General features: G+C 73.1%; 14 protein-coding genes. 10 read left to right on the top strand and 4 right to left on the bottom strand.

What is annotated here, in order from left to right:
* The first annotated feature begins 9 nt into the window (after positions 1-9).
* Positions 10-402: a hypothetical protein gene (locus tag AAT21_RS28195; RefSeq protein ID WP_052758017.1), complete on the top strand. Its 393-nt coding sequence runs from the start codon at positions 10-12 to the stop codon at positions 400-402.
* Between the two features lie 19 nt (positions 403-421).
* On the opposite strand, the gene AAT21_RS28190 is transcribed toward AAT21_RS28195, so the two are convergent.
* From AAT21_RS28190 to AAT21_RS28180, 3 genes are all read right to left on the bottom strand, one after another.
* Positions 422-1,438, bottom strand: a complete 1,017-nt coding sequence (locus AAT21_RS28190; RefSeq protein WP_046779773.1) for a TolB family protein — start codon at positions 1,436-1,438, stop codon at positions 422-424.
* An 8-nt stretch (positions 1,439-1,446) separates the two neighbouring features.
* Positions 1,447-2,796 (bottom strand): MFS transporter, encoded by a 1,350-nt coding sequence (locus AAT21_RS28185; protein ID WP_046779772.1) that lies wholly within the window; start codon positions 2,794-2,796, stop codon positions 1,447-1,449.
* Between the two features lie 122 nt (positions 2,797-2,918).
* The gene (locus AAT21_RS28180; protein ID WP_052758016.1) at positions 2,919-3,848 is read right to left on the bottom strand and encodes a glycosyltransferase family 2 protein; all 930 of its coding nucleotides are present in this window, start codon (positions 3,846-3,848) and stop codon (positions 2,919-2,921) included.
* Positions 3,849-4,220: 372 nt separating this feature from the next.
* Between AAT21_RS28180 and AAT21_RS28175 the strand changes: the two genes are divergently transcribed.
* The 7 genes from AAT21_RS28175 to AAT21_RS28145 all read left to right on the top strand — a co-directional run bounded on the left by AAT21_RS28175 (position 4,221) and on the right by AAT21_RS28145 (position 13,911).
* Positions 4,221-5,345, top strand: coding sequence for a Gfo/Idh/MocA family protein (locus tag AAT21_RS28175; RefSeq protein WP_235439243.1), 1,125 nt, complete (start codon positions 4,221-4,223; stop codon positions 5,343-5,345).
* A 76-nt stretch (positions 5,346-5,421) separates the two neighbouring features.
* Complete coding sequence (locus AAT21_RS28170) at positions 5,422-6,417, top strand: SDR family NAD(P)-dependent oxidoreductase (protein WP_046779771.1); 996 nt, start codon at positions 5,422-5,424, stop codon at positions 6,415-6,417.
* Positions 6,414-7,595, top strand: coding sequence for a DegT/DnrJ/EryC1/StrS family aminotransferase (locus AAT21_RS28165; RefSeq protein ID WP_200904478.1), 1,182 nt, complete (start codon positions 6,414-6,416; stop codon positions 7,593-7,595). The genes AAT21_RS28170 and AAT21_RS28165 overlap by 4 nt, the downstream gene beginning before the upstream one ends.
* Entirely contained in the window at positions 7,592-8,419 is an 828-nt protein-coding gene (locus AAT21_RS28160) for a NeuD/PglB/VioB family sugar acetyltransferase (protein WP_079026016.1), read from the top strand. The genes AAT21_RS28165 and AAT21_RS28160 overlap by 4 nt, the downstream gene beginning before the upstream one ends.
* Entirely contained in the window at positions 8,416-9,531 is a 1,116-nt protein-coding gene (locus AAT21_RS28155) for a DegT/DnrJ/EryC1/StrS family aminotransferase (protein ID WP_046779770.1), read from the top strand. The genes AAT21_RS28160 and AAT21_RS28155 overlap by 4 nt, the downstream gene beginning before the upstream one ends.
* A gap of 31 nt (positions 9,532-9,562) precedes the next feature.
* Positions 9,563-12,865 (top strand): DUF4082 domain-containing protein, encoded by a 3,303-nt coding sequence (locus AAT21_RS28150; RefSeq protein WP_046779769.1) that lies wholly within the window; start codon positions 9,563-9,565, stop codon positions 12,863-12,865.
* Positions 12,862-13,911: a glycosyltransferase gene (locus AAT21_RS28145; RefSeq protein ID WP_046779768.1), complete on the top strand. Its 1,050-nt coding sequence runs from the start codon at positions 12,862-12,864 to the stop codon at positions 13,909-13,911. Before AAT21_RS28150 ends, AAT21_RS28145 begins: the two co-directional genes overlap by 4 nt.
* Here AAT21_RS28145 and AAT21_RS28140 read toward each other — a convergent pair.
* A complete protein-coding gene (locus AAT21_RS28140) occupies positions 13,830-14,588 on the bottom strand; it encodes a hypothetical protein (RefSeq protein WP_200904477.1) in 759 nt (252 codons plus the stop codon). The genes AAT21_RS28145 and AAT21_RS28140 overlap by 82 nt on opposite strands.
* A gap of 80 nt (positions 14,589-14,668) precedes the next feature.
* On the opposite strand from AAT21_RS28140, the gene AAT21_RS28135 reads away from it, so the two are divergent.
* Both AAT21_RS28135 and AAT21_RS28130 read left to right on the top strand, forming a co-directional pair.
* On the top strand, positions 14,669-16,711 hold the full coding sequence (locus AAT21_RS28135) for an O-antigen ligase family protein (RefSeq protein ID WP_079026032.1): 2,043 nt from the start codon (positions 14,669-14,671) through the stop codon (positions 16,709-16,711).
* Positions 16,639-17,622 carry a glycosyltransferase gene (locus tag AAT21_RS28130; RefSeq protein WP_079026015.1) on the top strand — a complete coding sequence of 328 codons (984 nt, stop codon included), beginning with the start codon at positions 16,639-16,641 and terminating at the stop codon, positions 17,620-17,622. Before AAT21_RS28135 ends, AAT21_RS28130 begins: the two co-directional genes overlap by 73 nt.
* Positions 17,623-17,646 lie beyond the last annotated feature (24 nt).

Raw genomic sequence — 17,646 nt, 5'->3', positions numbered from 1 at the left:
TGGTCGGCGATGACCGCGTTCCAGCTCGCGGCCGCGTTCTCCGCGGTGTACGGGTACTTCCCCGGTCGCCGCATCGGGGTCCTGGGCAACGACTCGGCGCAGGTCCTGCGGGACATGGCCACCCAGGTCCGGACGGGCCGCTACCAGGTGCCGTCCTCCGCGGTGGACTTCGAGCCGGCGCTGGCGAAGCTGGACCTGCCGGTCCTGGCCGTCGCCGTCAAGGGCGACGCCATGGCCCCGCCCGGCGGGGTACGGGGCCTCGCCGGGAAGCTGACGAGCGCCCGGGTGACGTACTGGGAGCTGGCGCTCGGCGAGGGCGCCCGGGGCAGCCGGCACTACGCCTGGATCAGGGACAGCGCGGCGCTCGTCGAGCGGGTCCGCGCCTTCGTGGACCAGGTCTGAGGCAACCTCTCCCCGGCCGTCAGCCCAGACGGGCCGGGGAGGAGGCCCCGGGGGTCAGCAGGCGGGGGCTGCCGGAGCCGTCCGCGGGCACGGTCCACAGGTCCGTGCGGTCGGCGGCGCCGTCGGAGGGCAGGGCGTAGGCCAGCGTGCGGTCGTCGAGCCAGGCGGCCTGGTCGTCCACGCTGCGCTTCTCCGCGAGCGGATGGTCCCGCAACGTCCCCAGGTCCATGACGTGTTCGCGCCACAGCGAGGCACCGGTCCGCACCCGCTTCTTGTACGCGATGCGTGTCTCGTCCGGGGACAGGGACGGACACTCGACGTTCTTGGCGAGGGTGGTGACGGAGCGCCGCGAGATCGAGCCCTTGACCAGGTGGGTCTCGCCGGCGGTGGCGAGGGTGGCGTAGAAGGTGTCGTCGTCCTTGGTGAAGGTGACGCCCCAGAAGTTCACGTCCTGGGCACGGTATTCCCGCCCGTCCATGGTGATCGCGAACTCCTCCAGGCTGGCGTCGAGCTTCCAGGTCCGGGTGTCCAGGATCGCGGTGCGCGTGGAGAAGAACGCGGAGCCGTAGGACTCCCCGGAGACGAACACCGTCCAGGCGGCGAAGCGGCCGCTGGGTGAGACGCGGGCCCGGCTGGGCGTGCCGGCCAGGGGGAAGCTGCGCACCTGGCGCAGCTCGGCGTCGACGATGACCGCCTTGTTGTCCTGGGCGAGCGCACCGGGGCTGGAGCGCAGGCAGACGCCGGTCCCGGCGGCGGCGTGGAAGCGCTGGCAGGTGAGGTCGGAGACCGTGCGGGTGCCGTCGGGCGCGTCGGCGGGCACGGAGGCCAGGGCCCCGCGCTGCGGGCCCTGCCCGCTGCCCAGGAAGGCCAGCGTGTCCTGTCCGGCCGTCAGCGTGACAGCGCCCGCGGTCGTCGCGGGGCCGCCCGTACGCGGCTGGTCGGCGCGGGAGGCGGCGCGCACCACCAGGGTGGCGCCGACGCCCCCGAGCAGGAGCAACGCCACCGCGAGGACGAGCAGGCGGCGTGAGCGTGTCATCGGGTTCCTCACGGGCGTCGGGCCGGGTCGGGTGCGGAGGGTGCGGGCGGCGTGGGAGGTACGGAGGGTGCGGGCGGCGTGGGCCGCAGCACGAAGCCGGCGACGGCCGCGCAGCAGAGCAGGCCGGCCGCGGCGGCGGCGAGCGCCGGGCCGGTGCCCCAGAGGGTCCACGCCCCGCCGAAGGCCAGCGAGCAGCCGAAGCGGGCCAGTGCCTGGCCGGTGCCGACCAGGGCCAGTCCGGTGGCGCGCAGCGACTCGGGGACGGTGGCGGCCACGGCGGCGGGCAGCACCCCGTCGGTGGCGGCGTAGAACATGCCGTGCAGGGCGAGGACGAGGTAGGGCAGCGCCGGCCAGTCGGGGGCCCAGAGCAGCAGCCCGTAGGCGGCGAGCAGGAGGGCGTGCCCGGTCAGGAAGACGGTGCGGCGCCCGATCCGGTCGGCGAGGGCGCCGGCCGGGACCGCCAGCAGCAGGAACACGGCGGCGGTGCCCAGCGGCAGCAGCGGGAACCACTGGTCGTCCATGCCGGTCCGGCGCTGGAGCAGCAGGTAGACGAAGGCGTCGCTGACGGTGGTGAGGCCGAGCAGCACCGCGCAGAGCGCCAGGGCGCGCAGCCGGGGCAGGCGCAGCAGGCCCGCCGCGTCGCGCAGCCGTACGGGGTTCGGGCGGGCGGTGGCGGGAGTGGCAGCCTCCCGGGGCGGGGTGTCGCCGGAGCCGGAGCCGAAGCCGGCACCGGAGGGGACGAACAGGATGAGCACGACGACGCCGAGTGCGGCGACGCAGGCGCTGACCCCGAAGACGGCGTCGTAGCCGTCGACGGCCACGCCGAGGATGAGGAAGGCGGCGAGCGGGCCGAGCAGCGCGCCGGTGGTGTCCATGGCCCGGTGCACGCCGAAGGCCCGCCCCTGTAACTCGTCCGGTGTGGACAGGGAGATCAGCGCGTCGCGCGGGGCGGTGCGCAGTCCCTTGCCGGTGCGTTCCAGGGCGAGGATCACGCTGATCGGGCCCAGGCTGTGAACGAGCAGCAGCAGGGGCTTGCACAGGGCGGACAGGCCGTAGCCGATGCCGGCGACCAGCTTGTGGTTGCGGACCCGGTCGGCGAGATGGCCGCCAGTGAGCTGCACCAGGGCGCTGACGCCGTTGTAGAGGCCGTCGAGCGCGCCGAAGCCGAGCGGGCTCAGGCCCAGCCCGGCGATCAGGTAGAGCGGCAGGACGGCCGTGACCATCTCGGAGGAGACGTCGGTGATCAGACTGACCGTGCCCAGGGCGAGGACGGTCGAGGCGACGGCCGGTGACCTGCCGGATCCCCGGCCCGGCGCGGCCTTCGCGCCCGCGGGTGCGGAGCGGTCCGCGAGGTACATGCTCTGGAGCTCCCCCGTGCAGACGATCTGAAGTCACGCGAACGTGCGAGTCGAACCCGAACCCTAATCCTTGTACGGGCCAACTGTGGTGCGTACGAGGGGATTCGGCCGTCCGTACCGGTTCACCCCTGTCGGCTGCTCTCGTCCCGCAGCCAGGTGGAGAAGTCCTGGTCCCGGATGGCCCTGCGGGCGCCCCGGCGGGCGGCGAGCGCTGCCGCCGCGAACACCGCCACCTCGGGGACCAGCGTCGGCCGGGCGCGCAGCAGGGCGCGCAGGTCGGCCGTACCGGTGCGCGCGGACGGCGCGGCGGGCGCGACCGGCCCGCCGGCCCGCCCATCGGCCCGCCCGGCGGAGGGCCCGGCGCCCGGCCACGCCTGCCCGGCCGGCTCCTGTGTGGCCTGGAAGCGCTCGAACTCGGCGGAGGAGGTCGCCGCGCGGACCTTGCGGCGGATCAGGTCGGCCCAGGTGCGCGGCGGGCGCACGACGACCCGGGCCGATTCGACCACGCGCCGCTCCCCCGGCCCGAAGGCGAGGGACGCGGCCAGGTCGTCGGCCATCAGCGGCGGCAGCGCCGCGATCCGCTGGTGCCCCTCCTCGGTGACGGCGATGACGCCCCGGCCGAACAGGCCCTCGCGGACGGCCGGCAGCAGCTGCCACACCCGGTAGTAGGCGCGGACCGGCCAGGCGCAGCCGGTCAGCGGGATGTCCCGGCCGGGCGCGGCGGCGAGCAGGCCCGGTTCCCGGCCGAGCGCGCCCGCGAGGGCCCGTACGTCGGCGGACCCGACGACGACGTCGGCGTCCACGTACAGCCGGGGAAAGCCGCGGGCGTGCTCGTCCCCGACCCTGAGTGCCGTGTGTTTGGAGGGGGTCGGGATCTCCACGACGCGTACGCGGTCGCCGCGCGCGCCCGCCACCCGGGCGGTGTCGTCCGTACAGCCGTTGCACACCACGACGATGTCGGGCCCGGACGAGGAGGTGTCGGCCAAGAGCGCGTCGAGGAGCCGGCCGATGACCCGGCCCTCGTTGTGGGCCGGTATCACGATGCTGGTCACCCGGGCAGTATGCACGCCCGAACACCCGCTCCCGGCGATTCCGCCAACTCTGCCCGGGGGTACGCCCGGTGGACTAGATTGAGCGGCGCCGACCGGATTCGGCGGGCTTCGGCACCGCCGGCGACGATCCGGAACCGGCGAGGGTGGTACGGCTTCGGCTGCTTGTGGGGAACAAGCCGTCGGGCCGGGGGGCGGCATACGCGATTCACGCGGAACATCGGTTGTGGGGGGCCATCACCGTTGAGCAGGGCACGCAGGAGACGCGCAGGCGTCCGGCGTGCCCCTCGGCGACGGCTTTCCCCTCCACCGCACGCGTCCCGGCCATGGGTTGTCGACACGCCAGCCGGCGTGCGCGGAAGGAAGGGGAACGCTGTGAAGGACACCTCGAAGGACGGCGCGCAGAGCGCCGAGCGGACGGTCGGGCAGAGTGCCGGAATCTCCGGCCGGGGGTCCGCGGCACCCTTAGGTGTCGCGGTGGTCGGTGCGGGCTACTGGGGCCCCAACCTGGTCCGCAACTTCCAGTCCACCTCGCAGTTCAGACTGCGGTGGCTGTGCGACCTGGACATCGAGCGGGCCCGGAAGGCGCTCGGCAGGTACTCCACGGTGCAGGCGACCGCGGACTACGCGGCGGTCCTGGCCGACCCGTCGGTCCAGGCGGTCGCCGTGGCCACTCCGGCCGGGACGCACCTGGACGTCGCGCTCGCGGCCCTGCGGGCCGGCAAGCACGTCCTCGTGGAGAAGCCGCTCGCCGCCACGTACGAGGACGGGAAGCGGCTGGTGGCGGAGGCCGAGAAGCGCGGCCTGACCCTGATGTGCGACCACACCTACTGCTACACCCCGGCCGTGCGCCGGATCCGGGAGATGGTCCGCTCCGGTGAACTCGGCGAGATCCACTTCGTCGACTCGGTACGGATCAACCTGGGGCTCGTCCAGAAGGACGTCGACGTCCTGTGGGACCTGGCCCCCCACGACCTGTCGGTCCTCGACTTCATCCTCCCCGACCACGTGCAGCCGGTGGCCGTCGCCGCGACCGGCGCCGATCCGATCGGGGCCGGCCAGTCCTGCGTGGCCTATCTGACCCTCCAGCTGAGCACCGGTGCCATCGCGCACGTGCACGTCAACTGGCTGTCCCCGACGAAGGTGCGCACCACCATGGTCGGCGGGTCCAAGCGCACCCTGGTCTGGGACGACCTCAACCCGACGCAGCGCGTCTCGGTGTTCGACCGGGGCGTGGAGCTGAGCACCCCGCAGGAGATCGGCGCCGACGAGCGTCGCGACATGCTCGTCTCCTACCGGAGCGGCGACATGGTGGCGCCCGCGATCGGTGAGAAGGAAGCGCTGCGCAGCATGGTCGAGGAGTTCGGCGACGCCATCCGGACGGGGCGTCGGCCGCTGACCGACGGCCGGGCGGGCCTGAAGGTGCTGGACATCCTCGAAGCGGCTTCCCGGAGCCTGGAGTTCCGCGGCGCGGTCGTCGGACTGCGCACCGGTCTCTGACCGCTCACGGTCCTCATCCGGACCCTTGGCACTCCGTCACACGCAGGACCACGACCGATTCGGTGGGAGCAGGGCGTTGAGCAGCAGCGTACGAGGCAAGAGGATTCTGGTCACCGGCGGGGCGGGCACCATCGGCTCGCACGTGGTGGACCAACTGGTGGACAACGGGGCACGCGAGATCGTGGTGCTCGACAACTTCGTGCGGGGACGGACCGCCAACCTGGCCCGCGCCCTGCCGAGCGGCGTCGTCGAGGTCGTCGAGGGCGACATCCGCGACGTGGCGGCCGTGCGCAAGGTGACGGAGGGCGCCGACCTGGTCTTCCACCTGGCCGCCATCCGCATCACCCAGTGCGCGGAGGAACCGCGGCTGGCGAACGAGGTGATGGTGGACGGCACGTTCAACGTGCTGGAGGCGGCGGCCGCGGCCGGGGTGGGCAAGGTGATCGCCTCGTCCTCGGCCTCGGTCTACGGGCTGGCGGAGCAGTTCCCGACCACCGAGCGCCACCACCCGTACAACAACGACACCTTCTACGGTGCGGCGAAGGCATTCAACGAGGGGATGCTGCGCAGCTTCCACTCGATGTACGGGCTGGACTACGTCGCGCTGCGCTACTTCAACGTGTACGGGCCGCGGATGGACATCCACGGGCTCTACACCGAGGTGCTGATCCGCTGGATGGAGCGCATAGCCTCGGGCGAACCGCCGCTGATCCTCGGCGACGGCCTGCAGACCATGGACTTCGTCGACGTGCGCGACATCGCGCGCGCCAATCTCCTGGCCGCCGAATCGGACCTGACCGACGAGGTGTTCAACGTCGCGAGCGGGACCGAGACCAGCCTGCTGGAGCTGGCGAACGGCCTGCTGGAGGCGATGGGCGCGGACGGCCTGGTGCCGGAGCACGGCCCGGCCCGCACCGTGAACGGCGTGACCCGGCGCCTCGCGGACACCGTGCGGGCCTCCGAGCGCCTCGGCTTCACGGCCGGGATCGACCTGCGCACCGGCCTGCGGGACCTGGTCGACTGGTGGCGGGCCGAGCGCGCCGCCGACGCGGCGGCGGAGGCGGGCCGATGAGCGCCCCGGACACGGCCCCGGAGGCGGCGGCACCCGCTGCCGGCCCGGCCCGGATCCCTGTGATGGTGCCCTGGCTGGGCGAGGAGGAGGCGAGGGCCGCGGCGGACGCGGTGCTCTCCGGCTGGGTCGCCCAGGGCCCCCGGGTCGCCGAGTTCGAGCGGGCTTTCGCGGAGCGGGTGGGCGCCGAGCACGGCATCGCCGTGAGCTCGTGCACCACCGCCCTGCACCTGGCCCTCGTCGCGCTGGACCTCGGGCCGGGCGACGAGGTGATCGTCCCCTCCCTGTCGTTCATCGCCACCGCCAACGCGGTGCGCTACGTGGGCGCCCGGCCGGTGTTCGCCGACGTCGAGGAGGACACCGGCAACCTGACCCCGGCCACGGTGGACGCCGTCCGTACCCCCCGCACGAAGGCGGTGCTCGCCGTCCACCAGGGCGGGGTGCCCGCGGACGTGCACGCGCTGCGCGCGGCGTGCGCCGAGTGGGACGTCGCGCTCGTGGAGGACGCCGCCTGCGGAATCGGCGCGACGGTCGGCGGGAAGTCCGTCGGCCACGGGGCGCTGCTCGCCGCCTGGTCCTTCCACCCCCGCAAGGTGATCACCACCGGTGAGGGCGGCATGGTGACCACCGACGACGCGCGGTGGGCGGAGCGGCTGCGCCGGCTGCGTGAGCACGGCATGAACGTGTCCGCCGCGCAGCGTCACGCGAGCAGCAAGCCGATCGTCGAGAGCTACCTGGAGGTCGGCTACAACTACCGGATGACCGACATCCAGGCCGCGGTCGGCCTGGTGCAGCTCGGCCGGCTGGACGAGATCGTGGCCCGGCGGCGCGCGCTCGCCGCCCGGTACACGGAGCTGCTGCGCGAGGTCCCCGGGCTGCGCCCGGTACGCGATCCCGCCCACGGGCAGGGCAACTTCCAGTCGTACTGGGTGCTGCTGGCCAAGGACTTCCCCGTGGGCCGGGACGAGCTGCTGGGAGTGCTCTCGGAGGCCGGGATCTCGGCCCGGCGCGGGATCATGGCCTCGCACCTGGAGCCGGCGTACGAGGGCCACGGCGCGGGCCCGCTGCCGGTGACCGAGCGGATCAGCCGCGACTCCCTGATCCTCCCGCTGTTCCACACCATGACCGCGGCCCAGCAGGACCGGGTGGTGGCGGTGCTGCGCGAGCAGGCGGGCGGATGAGCGCTCCGGTGACCGAGGACCTGCTGATCGTCGGCGCGGGCGGGTTCGCGCGGGAGACCGCGCAGGCGGTACGGGACGTGGCGGCGGCCGACGTGGCGGCCGGCCGGCCGCCCCGCTGGCGGCTCGCCGGGCACCTCGACGACGATCCGGCCCTGCACGGCCGGGAGGTCGAGGGGGTGCCGGTGCGGGGCGGCTGCGAGCTGGTCCACGAGCTGCCGGCCGCCCGGGTGGTGGTCTGCGTGGGCAGTCCGCGCGACTACGCCGTGCGGGCGCGTCTGGTGCGGCGCCTGGGGCTGCCCGGGGAGCGGTACGCGACGGTGGTCCACCCCACGGCGGCGGTGTCGGGTTCCTCGGCCGTGGGCCCGGGCTCGGTGCTGCTCGCGCACTGCGTGCTGACGGCCGGCGTCCGGGTCGGGTCCCATGTGGCGGTGATGCCGCAGGTGGTGCTGACCCACGAGGACGAGGTCGCGGACTTCGCCACCCTCGCCTCGGGCGTCCGCCTGGGCGGCGGGGTACGGGTGGGGCGTGGGGCGTACGTGGGGGCGGGGGCGCTGGTCCGGGAGTACGCCGCGATCGGCGCCTGGTCGCTGACCGGTATGGGCAGCACCGTCCTCGCGGACGTTCCGGCCGGGGAGGTGTGGGCCGGCGCTCCGGCCCGCCTCCTGCGGCCGGCGGGGACCGCCGCCCTCGCCGAACTGGCCCGTGACGCGCCGGTGCCCGCCGGGAGGGCGGCGCACGGCACGGAAGACGGCAGCGGCACGGAAGACGGCGCCGGCCCGGACGGCCGGCGGCCGCAGACACGGATGGGGAGTCCAGTCGCATGAACCAGATACCGCTCGTGGACCTGAAGGCGGCGCACGCCGAGGTCGCCGAGGAGTTAAGGGCCGGATTCGACCGTGTGCTGGCCGGTACGGCCTTCATCGGCGGCGCCGAGGTCGAGGCCTTCGAGCGCGAGTACGCCGAGTTCGCCGGGGTCCGGCACTGCGTGGGCGTCGCCAACGGCACCGACGCCCTCGAACTGGCCCTGCGGGCGAGCGGGGTCGGTGTCGGCGACGAGGTGGTGCTGCCCGCGAACACCTTCATCGCCACCGCGGGCGCCGTCGCCCGGATCGGTGCCCGGCCGGTGCTCGTCGACTGCCTTCCCGACACCCTGCTGATGGATCCGCAGGCCGCGCTGGACGCGGTCGGGAAGGCCACCCGCGCGGTGGTGCCCGTCCACCTGTACGGGCAGTGCGCGGCCGCCGCGGAGCTGGCGGAGCGGCTCCCGGCACATGTGAAGGTCGTCGAGGACGCGGCGCAGAGCCAGGGCGCGACCCGGGCGGGCCGCTCCCCCGGCAGCGGGACCATCGCGGCCACGAGTTTCTACCCGGGCAAGAACCTGGGCGCCTACGGGGACGCCGGCGCGGTGGTGACCGACGACCAGGAGCGCGCCGACCTGGTGCGGGCCATCGCCAACCACGGCGGCGTCGCCAAGTACCGGCACGACGTGCCCGGGTTCAACAGCCGGCTGGACGGTCTGCAGGCGGTGGTCCTGCGGGCGAAGCTGGCCCGGCTGGCCGAGGGGAACGCGGCCCGCCGGGCCGCCGCCGCCCGCTACGACGAGCTGCTCGGCGACCTGGCCGCGGCGGGCCGCGTCACGCTGCCGGTGACCGGTGAGGGCAACGTGCCCGTCTGGCACCTGTACGTGGTGCGGATCTCCGGCGCGGACCGCGACACCGTCGTCGGCAAGCTCAACGCGGAGGGGATCGGCGCGGGCGTGCACTACCCGGCCCCGGTCCACCTCACCGGGGCCTTCGGCCACCTCGGCCACGGTCGCGGGGACTTCCCGCACGCGGAGCAGGCAGCGGACCGCATGCTCTCCCTCCCCCTCTTCCCGCACATCACCGCCGCCCAGCAGCAGCGGGTGGCGGAAGCGTTCTCCGACGCCCTGCGCTGATCGGCGCCGGCGTGAAACCGATGAGGTCCACATGAAAAGACGGACAAGGTCGCTGCGCTACGGTCTGTTCACCGTGGCGGCGACCCTGATGGCCACGGTCCTTCCCCCGGCCGCGGTCGCCGGCGCGGCCGATCCCTGCGGCCCGACGACGAACGCGGTCGTCTGCGAGAACTCCAAGCCGGGCACCCCCATGGGGGAGTGGTTCGCGCCCAGCGCGTACGGCGACATCAAGGGCTTCCCGACCCAGGAGAGCGTCCAGGCCGGCGACACCCTGCAGTTCAAGATCCAGTCGCCGACGCCGTACAAGGTCTCGGTGTACCGCCTCGGCCACTACGGGGGCGCCGGGGCCCGCCTGATGTCGACCGCGGCCCAGGCCGCCCAGATCCACCCGGCGAACGTCGCGCCCGGCGGGACCCCGGCCGCCTGCACCACCAAGGCGTCCACCGGCCTGGTCGACTGCGGCAACTGGCCCACCACCGCGACGTGGACCGTGCCGGCCGACGCCGTGTCGGGCCTCTACGTCGCCAACTTCGACCAGGCGGACGGCAACGGCGTGATGCCCTACCCGTTCGTGGTCCGCAAGGACTCCAGCACCTCCGACATCGTCGTGCAGACCAGCGACCAGACCTGGCAGGCGTACAACAACTACGGCGGCCAGGACCTCTACGACGGCGGCGGGCCCGCGCCCGACGGACGGGCGTACGAGGTCAGTTACAACCGGCCCATGGACATCGGCGGGGACAACGGGATCTACGGTTCCGAGTTCCAGATGGTCGCGTGGCTGGAGCGCAACGGCTACGACGTGAGCTACATGTCCGGGATCGACATGTCGGTGCGCGGTGCGACGCTGTTGCAGAACCACAAGGTGTTCATGTCCTCGGGGCACGACGAGTACTGGACCCAGGACCAGTTCACCAACGCCCTGAACGCGCGCCGCGCCGGGCAGCACCAGACGTACTTCGCCGGCAACGAGATCTTCTGGAAGACCCGGCTCGCCCCGAGCATCGACGGGACGAACACCGCCAACAGGACGCTGGTCTCGTACAAGGAGACCAAGCTGTCCTTCCCGCAGCCGAACGGTATCCCCGACCCGAGCGGGATCTGGACGGGCACCTTCATGGACCCGGCCAGCGCCACGAACGGGCGGCCCTTCCAGCCCCAGAACCAGCTGACCGGCTCGATGTTCAGCGTCAACGGCTACCGCAGCGACGCGATCACCGTGCCGGGCACCTTCGCCAAGCAGCGGCTGTGGCGCAACACCTCCGTGGCGAACCTGACCCCCTCGCAGACCGCCACGTTCCCGCAGGGGACGCTCGGCTACGAGTGGGACAGCGACGTGGAGAACGCCAGCCGGCCGCCCGGGCAGATCCAGATGTCGTCCACGACGGTCGACATCGACGACGGCAAGCTGCTGAAGGACTACGGCAACGTCTACGGCAACGGCACCGCGACCCACAGCCTGGTGGCCTTCCGCGACCAGACCTCGAACGCGCTGGTGTTCGGCGCGGGCACGGTGCAGTGGTCCTGGGGCCTGACCAACATGCCCACCTCCAACCCGGACGACACCGTGGTCACCGCCGACAAGCGGATGCAGCAGGCCACGGTGAACGTTTTCGCCGACATGGGCGTCCAGCCCAAGTCCCTCCAGAGCGACCTGATCGCCTCGACCGCCTCCACGGACACCGTGGGCCCCGGCATCACCGTGACCAGCCCGGCGGCGGGCGCCACCGTACCGGCCCTGCGGCCGGTGACCGTCACCGGTACGGCGACCGACACCGGCGGCGGCGTGGTGGCCCGGGTCGAGGTGTCCACCGACGGCGGGACCACCTGGAAGGCGGCGACGGGCCTGGCCGGCTGGAGCTACACGTGGACCCCGACCGCCCCCGGCCCCGTGCAGATCAAGGTGCGCGCGGTCGACGACAGCGTCAACATCGGCGCGACCACCACGGTCGCGCTGACCGTCGGGCCCCAGCAGTGCCCGTGCACCGTGTGGCCCGCCGCGGCCGTCCCGACCAAGGTCAACGCCGGTGACGGCAGCGCCGTCGAACTCGGCGTGAAGATCCGCGCGTCGGTGCCCGGCTCCATCACCGGCGTCCGGTTCTACAAGTCGCCCGCCAACACCGGGACCCACACCGGCAGCCTGTGGAGCAGCACCGGCCAGCGCCTGGCCACCGGCACCTTCACCAACGAGACCGCCTCCGGCTGGCAGCAGCTGAACTTCTCCAGCCCGGTGCCGGTCAAGCCCAACACCACCTACATCGCCTCCTACTTCGCACCGAACGGCGGCTACTCCTTCGACAACACCTTCGCCTCCGGCGACGCGGGCCTGGCCCCGCTCACCGCGCTGAAGAGCGGCACCGACGGCGGCAACGGCGTCTACCGCTACAGCGGCACGGGCGGCTTCCCGAACAAGGCCTCGTCCGGCAGCAACTACTGGGTGGACGCGGTCCTGGACACCTCGGGCGCCAGCACGACCCCGCCCACCGTCACCGGGACCTCGCCGCAGTCCGCCGCGACCGGCACCCAGATCACGGCGGCGGTGACGGCCACCTTCAGCACGGCCGTCGACGCGGACACGCTCACCTTCACCGTGAAGGACGCGGGCGGTGCCACCGTCCCGGGCGCCAAGGTCCTCGGTGCGTCGAACAGCGCCACCTTCACCCCGTCCTCCGAACTGGCCCTGAACACCACGTACACGGCGTCCGTGCAGGCGTCCGACCTGTGGGGCAACGCCATGACCGCGCCGGTCACGTGGAACTTCACGACCAGTGCGAGCCCGCCGGCCGTGAACTGCCCCTGCACCCTGTGGAGCGGCAGCGCCACCCCGAGCACCGCCAACATGGGCTCCGACACCAACTCGGTGGAGCTGGGCACCCGCTTCCAGTCGGCGGTGAACGGCTACATCACCGGTGTCACCTTCTACAAGGGCCCCGGCAACACGGGCACCCACACGGGCAGCCTGTGGTCCGCCTCCGGCACCCTGCTGGCCACCGGCACCTTCGGCAGCGAGACCCTGACCGGCTGGCAGCAGCTGCAGTTCGCGACGCCCGTGCCGATCACGGCGGGGACCACGTACGTGGCCTCCTACCACGCCCCGAACGGCAACTACGCTGTGGACGGCGGGTACTTCAGCGGCGCCCACCGCTCCTACCCGCTGGTGGCCCCGGCCGACGCACCGGGCAGCGCCAACGGGCTCTACAAGTACGGCTCCGCGACGGCGTTCCCGTCGAACACCTTCGGATCCGTGAACTACTGGGTCGGCCCGATCTTCACCACGACCCCGCCGAACACGCTCCAGTCCTCGGACGGATCCACGGAGGTGTCCGGCCAGTGAGCACCGTCAGCGTGGTGATCCCCTGCTACAAGTACGGCCACTTCCTGGCCGACTGCGTCAGAAGCGCCCTGGACGAGCAGGAAGGCGTGGACGTCCGGGTGCTGATCATCGACGACGCCTCGCCCGACGACTCCGCGGACGTGGCGCGGGCGCTGGCGGCGGCCGACCCGCGGATCGAGGTCCGGGTCCACGAGCGCAACCAGGGGCACATCGCGACCTACAACGAGGGGCTGCTGGAGTGGGCCGACGGGGACTACGTCGCCCTGCTCTCGGCCGACGACCGGCTGGTTCCGGGTGCCCTGGTGCGCGCGGCGGCCCTGCTGGACGCGCACCCGGAGGCGGGTTTCGCGTACGGCAGGCCGCTGCGCTTCCAGCACGGCGGTCCGCTCCCGGCGGCCCGCACCCGGTCCACCGGGTCGGTGGTCTACCCCGGGCGGTGGTGGCTGGAGCGGCGGTTCGGGGAGGGGACCGGCTGCATCACCTCGCCCGAGGTGGTCGTCCGTACCAGCCTCCAGCGCAAGGTCGGCGGCTACGATCCGGAGCTGCCGCACGCAGGTGACATCGAGATGTGGATGCGGCTCGCGGCGCACGCCGACGTGGGCTACGTCCAGGGGGCCGACCAGGCCTTCTACCGCGTCCACGGGGACAACATGTCCACCACGGACTTCGGCGGGCAGCTCGACGACCTGCGCCAGCGCCTGATCGCCTTCGACTCGGTGCTGGTCAAGTGCGGCGACCTGCTCCCGGAGTCCGGCCGGCTGGCACGGGCGGCGCGCACCCGGCTCGCCCGGTACGCGCTGCGGCGCGCCTACCGGGCGTACGACCGGGGGCGGACCGCTGTGGTGCCGGTCGGTGAACTCGTGGAGTTCGCGGCCGAGTGCCTGCCCGACGGCTACACCTCGCTGGCCGAGTACCGGGCGCTGCAGCGGCGCCGGCGGATCGGTCCGCGGGTGATGCCCTACCTTCAGCCGCTCGTGCTGTCGGCTGTCGCCGACCGGGGGCGCGAGTGGCTGTGGTGGCGGTCCTGGAAGCGCCGAGGGATCTGATGCCCCGTCTCCACCGGTTCTCCCGGCGGGTCCTCGGGACCGGCGTCGGCGCTCTCGCGCCGGCGCCGGTTCCGGCGTGTGAGGAGCCGGTCGGTCCACAGGGCCGCGGCCACCGCGGTGACCACGGTCAGCAGGGCCGTTCCGGCGAGGCCCCTGACCCGGTCACCGGTCCGCGCGACGGCGTGCGGCTGGACCAGCAGGTCCACGCTCATCCGCGCCGCGTCCGGGATGCCCTGCTGCGTCTGGAGGTCCGCGAGGTGCCGGGTGTAGACCTCGATGATCTTCCGTACGGACGCGTCGGCCACGTCGGGGTCGGCGTGCTCGACCTGGATCTGGAGCGAGGGGATCAGGTGCCGGGGGGTGACGCTGGTGCCGCTGTTGCGCGGTGTCATCCGGTACGTGCCCGCGACTCCCGCCGCCTTGAGCTCGGCCGCCCCCGCGGGCGAGTCCAGCTGCTGCACCACCGAGTACGAGACGGCAGCGAGCGGCGGCTGCAGGTTCGCGAGCTGGTTCGGCTGCCGGCTGGTCACCGGCGGTTTGAGGACCACGATCGCGGAGCTGAGGTGCACCGGTTCGGGCCGCAGCACCGCCGCCGCTCCGGCGGCCGCCAGCAGCACCGCCACGACCAGGACGTACCAGCGCCGACGCAGCGCACGGACCAACTCACCAGGCGACACGGGGATCCTTTCCTTCGGGTCCGATCCTTGCAGGCCCCGGGTAGGTCCGCCATCAAATCCGTTACCCGGCAGGGGTGTTCGTGAGCATTCGGGAAATGGCCGCAGTGCTGCGCCGGCGCTGGTACGTGATCGCGCCGGTGGTCCTGCTCAGCCTGCTGGCGGCGCTGCACCTGTACCGGTCGGTGCCGGTGGCGTACCAGTCGCAGAGCTCGGTGGCCCTGCTGGACTCCTCGGCGGCCTCCAAGCTGCCGCCCGCCTTCGGCAATCCGATCTCCAACGCGGGCGGCGCCCTCGTGGTGACCGCGGACGTGCTGATCAGGACGCTGTCGGGGGCGGACGCCGCCCGCGAACTGCACAGCCTGGGCGTGACCGACCCCTACACCGTCGGGTTCGCCGCGAACACCTCGGGCCCGCTGCTGACGCTCACGGTCACGGGCACCGACCGGGCGAAGGTGCTGGAGGAGACGAACACCCTGACGGCCTTCGCCGGGGAGCAGCTCAACGCGCTCCAGGCGGCCGCCAAGGTACAGCCCGCGTACATGGTGCAGACCGCGCCGGTGGTGCTGCCGCAGACCCCGGTCCCACAGCTCAAAAGCCGCTACCAGCAGGTGCTGGGGGTTCTCATCCTCGGCGTCGGCGCCGGGTTCGTCCTCTCCTTCGTCGCGGACGCGCCGGCGGCCGCCCGGCGGCGCAGGCGCGAGCGTTCCGCCGGGGAGTCGGGCGGGCCGGGCCGGGCGGGCCGCCGCAGGTCGAGGGGCCGCCATGTGGACGCCACGGCGCTGCTCACCGGCTATCTGGCGCTGGCCTTCTTCATCCCGTCGAACCTGACACTGCCGGGGCTGGGCGGGGTGGGGACACCGGCCAACGTGTTCGCCCTGCTGGCCCTGTTCTGGTATCTGGCGACCTGGCTGACGGGCCGGATCCGGCCGGCGCCCGGGACCCGGCTGCCCCGGGTGGCGATGTGGCTGCTGGCGGTTTCGGTGCTGGTCTCCTACGTCGCGAACGCGGGCCGCGGGAGCGTGCGCAAGGAACTGCTGGGTGCGGACCGTGGCCTGATCGCCCTGCTGGTGTGGGTGTCGCTGGTGGTGCTGGTCTCCGCCGGGATCCAGGACCGGGCGCGCCTGGACGTACTGCTGCGCCGGGCCGTGGTGATGGGGACGATCGTGGCGGCCGTCGGCTTCTACGACTTCTTCACCGCGACCAACATCGCCGACAGCATCAGCATCCCGGGGCTGTCCTCCAGCGTCCCCCAGATCACGACCCTCGACCGCGGGGCGTTCACCCGGCCCCGCTCGACGACGGCGCAGCCGCTGGAGTTCGGCGGGATGCTGGCGCTGCTGCTGCCCTTCGCCGTGCAGCAGGCCTTCGATCCGGCACGCAGGCACCTGCGCGCCTGGCGCCGCTGGGCGCCGGTGGCGCTGATGGGCGGGGCCCTGCCGCTGACGGTGTCGCGCACCTCGATCATCGGGGCGCTGATCGTGATCCTGGTGATGGTGCCGCGCTGGAAGCCGCAGCGGCGGTGGACCGCGATCGGTGTGCTGGTGGGTGCGGTCGCCTGCTTCAAGGTGATCATTCCGGGGCTGATCGGCACCATCACCGCGCTGTTCGCGTCGTTCCTGACGAACTCCGACAGCAGTACCCAGGCCCGTACGGTCAAGTACAGCGCGATCGTCCCCTATCTGGACGAGCGCCCCCTGGCCGGGCGGGGTCTGGGCACGTTCATTCCCGAGCTCTACTTCTTCACCGACAACCAGTACATGCTGACCCTCGCCGAGACGGGGTTCCTGGGGCTGGTCGCTCTGCTGTTCCTCTTCCTCGCCGGGATCCACCAGGGCGGGGCGATCCGCCGGCTGGCGGCCGGCGAGTCCGACCGGGAGCTGGGGCAGGCGTTCTTCGCCTCGGCCCTCGTCGCCCTGGTCGTCAGTGCCACGTTCGACGCACTCAGCTTCCCGATGTTCGCCGGGATGTTCTTCCTGACGATCGCCGCCGGAGGCAGTTACCTCGGCTTCATCCGGCGCGCGGCGCCGAAGCCCCGATCCGTGGAGTTCCCATGTCTTCCCGCCGGTCAGCAAGCCCCGAGTCCCTCCCCGCGCCCCTCGCCGGCTCCGGCTCCGGTCCGGTAGCGGTCCTCGTCGTCACCTGGAACAGCGCGGAGGTGCTGCCGGGGTTCCTGGCCTCGCTGCCGGAGGGGATGGCCGGGCTCGACTGGCGTCTCGTCGTCGCCGACAACGATTCCGCGGACGACACGGTGGAGGTGGTCCGTTCCCTGGCCCCGGAGGCGACGGTCGTCCGGACCGGCCGCAACGCCGGGTACGCGGCCGGGGTGAACGCGGCGCTGGCGGCGGCCGCCGGGTGGGAGGGCGGCTTCCGGGCCGCCCTGGTGTGCAATCCGGACATCCGGATGCGGCGGGGCTGCGCCGCACTGCTGATGGACGCGCTCGGCGCCCCGCAGCCCGGCGGCGGCCGGGTCGGGATCAGCGTCCCGCTGCTGTACGAGGAGGACGGCCGGACGCTCCTGCACTCGCTGCGCCGCGAGTCCAGCGTCACCCGGGCGCTGGGCGAGGCGGTGATCGGCAACCGCCGGGCGGGGCGCTTCCCGCGCTGGAGCGAGCTGGTCACCGACCCGGCCGCGTACGAGCGGGAGACGGTGGCGGACTGGGCGACGGGGGCGCTGATGGCGCTGTCCGGGGAGTGCCTGGCGGCGTGCGGCCCGTGGGACGAGTCGTTCTTCCTGTACTCGGAGGAGACCGAGTACTGTCTGCGGGCCCGGGACCTCGGCTTCGTGACCCGGCTGGAGCCTTCGGCCTCGGCCACGCATCTCGGTGGGGACTCCCAGGTGTCGCCGCGGTTGTGGACCCTGCTGACGCTCAACCGGGTCCGGCTGTACCGGCGCCGTCACGGACTGGCGGCGACCACCGCCTTCCGGGCGGCCGTCCTGTTGCGGGAGTCCTCCCGCGCCGCCCTCGGCCGCCCGGCGAGCCTGGCGGCCGCCCGCGCCCTGGCAGGTCCGTCGGCGCCGCACGGTGCCCCGTAGACGGCGGCAACGGACGGGAGGACC

The sequence above is a fragment of the Streptomyces yangpuensis genome (assembly GCF_001005295.1).
GTDB classification, from domain to species: domain Bacteria; phylum Actinomycetota; class Actinomycetes; order Streptomycetales; family Streptomycetaceae; genus Streptomyces; species Streptomyces yangpuensis.
This window is presented reverse-complemented; position numbering and strand designations above follow the sequence as displayed.

What these genes read in the sequence shown, in the direction of transcription:
- AAT21_RS28150 (WP_046779769.1), top strand. Translation starts at nt 9,563, where the DNA reads ATGAAAAGACGGACAAGGTCGCTGCGCTACGGTCTGTTCACCGTGGCG.
- AAT21_RS28130 (WP_079026015.1), top strand. Translation starts at nt 16,639, where the DNA reads ATGTCTTCCCGCCGGTCAGCAAGCCCCGAGTCCCTCCCCGCGCCCCTC.
- AAT21_RS28195 (WP_052758017.1), top strand. Translation starts at nt 10, where the DNA reads ATGACCGCGTTCCAGCTCGCGGCCGCGTTCTCCGCGGTGTACGGGTAC.
- AAT21_RS28190 (WP_046779773.1), bottom strand. Translation starts at nt 1,438, where the DNA reads ATGACACGCTCACGCCGCCTGCTCGTCCTCGCGGTGGCGTTGCTCCTG.
- AAT21_RS28160 (WP_079026016.1), top strand. Translation starts at nt 7,592, where the DNA reads ATGAGCGCTCCGGTGACCGAGGACCTGCTGATCGTCGGCGCGGGCGGG.
- AAT21_RS28155 (WP_046779770.1), top strand. Translation starts at nt 8,416, where the DNA reads ATGAACCAGATACCGCTCGTGGACCTGAAGGCGGCGCACGCCGAGGTC.
- AAT21_RS28165 (WP_200904478.1), top strand. Translation starts at nt 6,414, where the DNA reads ATGAGCGCCCCGGACACGGCCCCGGAGGCGGCGGCACCCGCTGCCGGC.
- AAT21_RS28185 (WP_046779772.1), bottom strand. Translation starts at nt 2,796, where the DNA reads ATGTACCTCGCGGACCGCTCCGCACCCGCGGGCGCGAAGGCCGCGCCG.